Origin of the sequence: Micromonospora sp. NPDC051296 (assembly GCF_040682255.1) — a bacterium.
Taxonomy (GTDB): Bacteria; Actinomycetota; Actinomycetes; order Mycobacteriales; family Micromonosporaceae; genus Micromonospora; species Micromonospora craterilacus.
In genome coordinates this window covers 1-1,776 of record NZ_JBFBAO010000630.1, presented here as the reverse complement: position 1 = coordinate 1,776, position 1,776 = coordinate 1, and the positions used below count along the sequence as shown (strand labels likewise).

1 protein-coding gene and 2 pseudogenes are annotated in these 1,776 nt (G+C 72.0%); 2 read left to right on the top strand and 1 reads right to left on the bottom strand.

The genetic code is table 11. The annotated features are described in order from the left end of the window. Positions 1-95, bottom strand: a pseudogene (locus AB0M52_RS33675) (tryptophan 2,3-dioxygenase); the annotation flags it as partial. 3 nt (positions 96-98) lie between these two features. On the opposite strand from AB0M52_RS33675, the pseudogene AB0M52_RS33670 reads away from it, so the two are divergent. Then, positions 99-854: pseudogene (locus tag AB0M52_RS33670) on the top strand (EAL domain-containing protein); the annotation flags it as partial. A gap of 88 nt (positions 855-942) precedes the next feature. Further along, on the top strand, positions 943-1,443 hold the full coding sequence (locus AB0M52_RS33665) for a DUF456 domain-containing protein (RefSeq protein ID WP_363961902.1): 501 nt from the start codon (positions 943-945) through the stop codon (positions 1,441-1,443). Positions 1,444-1,776: the final 333 nt, after the last annotated feature.

Below are 1,776 nucleotides of genomic sequence, written 5' to 3'. Positions count from 1 at the left end.
AGCTCGGGGAAGACCACCCGGGCCATGCTGCGTTGCAGCCACGCCAGTCCGGCGGAGCCGCCGCTGCCGACCTTGGCACCCATGGTGCGCTGTACTGGGGTGAGTTCGTGCTGCATTACCAGCCGATCGTGTCCCTGCTCGACGGCCGGATGCTGGCCGTCGAGGCGTTGGTCCGGTGGCGGCACCCGGAGCTGGGGCTGATCGGCCCGGACCAGTTCATCGGGCTCGCCGAGGAGACCGGCCTGATCGTGCGGCTCGGCGAGTGGGTGCTGCGGCAGGCCTGTCAGGACGCCCGGCGGTGGCACACCGAGTTTCCCGAGGCGCGACTGGTGGTGAGCGTCAACCTGGCGGCCCGCCAGGCCGATGCCCCGGCGATCGTGGACACCGTGGCCGACGCCCTGGCCACCAGTGGGCTGCCGGCGGAGCTGCTGCAACTGGAGTTGACCGAGAGCGCGGTGATGGGCTCCGCCGGAGAGCCGTTGCGGACGCTGCACCGACTGGCCGCGCTGGGCGTACGGCTGGCCATCGACGACTTCGGCACCGGGTACTCGAACCTGGCGTACCTGCGGCGGCTGCCGATCACCTGCCTGAAGTTGGCCGCGCCGTTCGTCGAGGGCATCCGGGGCGACGAGCCGGACGCCGCCGCCGACCATCGCGACGAGCGGATCGTGGACGCCCTGGTGCGGCTGGCGCACGCGCTGGAACTCTGGGTGACCGCCGAGGCGGTGGAGACCGAGGCGCAGGCCGAGCGGCTCCGGGCGCTGCGCTGCGACACCGCGCAGGGCCGGCTGTTCGGCCCGCCGGAGCCCGGGGACGCAATCGTCAACCGCCTACGTGGCACCGACCCGTCATGATCCGGTGTAAGGAAGGGCCCCTTGTTAACGCCTGCGGTAGAGGAAGGGCCCCTTCTTAACAGACGGAACGATCGGATGGGGAGCCGACGTGGGCCTGACAGAAACCGGCGCTGTGGTGTCGGTGATCGCCGCCTTGGCCATCCTCGCCGGGCTGGCCGGCGTGGTGGTGCCCGGCCTGCCGGCGTTGCCGCTGTGCTGGGGTGGCGTGCTGGTGTGGGCTCTGTTCGGCGGCGCCGGGGCCGGCCGCTGGCTGGTGCTCGCCGCGGCCACCCTGGTCGCCGTCGGCGGCACCGTGGTCAAGTACGCCTGGCCCGGGCGCAACCTCAAGCGGGCCGGGGTGCCCACGTCCTCGCTGCTGGCCGGCGGGGTGCTGGGCCTGGTCGGCTTCTTCGTCGTCCCGGTGGTCGGGCTGGTGATCGGTTTCGTCGGCGGCATCTTCGCGATGGAACGGCTGCGGCTGGGTGACACCCGGCTGGCCTGGCCGGCGACGAAGCAGGCGGTCGCGGCGGCCGGGCTGGCGATGTTGGTCGAGTTCCTCGCCGGTGTGGTGATCGGCGCGCTCTGGGTGGCCGGCCTGGCGCTCGCCTGATCGCCGGCTGATGGCCGGGCGGCGCGGGGCAGGAGTCTGGGTACGACGGATCGCCGTACCCGTGAGAGAGAGGTGACGTGCCCCGCGCCGCCGCGGCTGCCGGGCCGGTCCGAGGGCCCGGGCTGTGGTCCGTTCCGGACCAGGTCACGCCCCCAGGATGCGCGTGCCCACACCCGCCGGGCAAGGCAATTACCCACCCAGCCGCCGGCGCATGTTAAGAGGGGGCCCCTTTACTACTCCTTGGGTTCTAGGGGTCGTTGCAACAGCTGATCGTTTCAGGGGTTGCGATGTTCCAGGTTCGCGGGGATCGAGGGCCGCAGGGTCGTAAGAAGC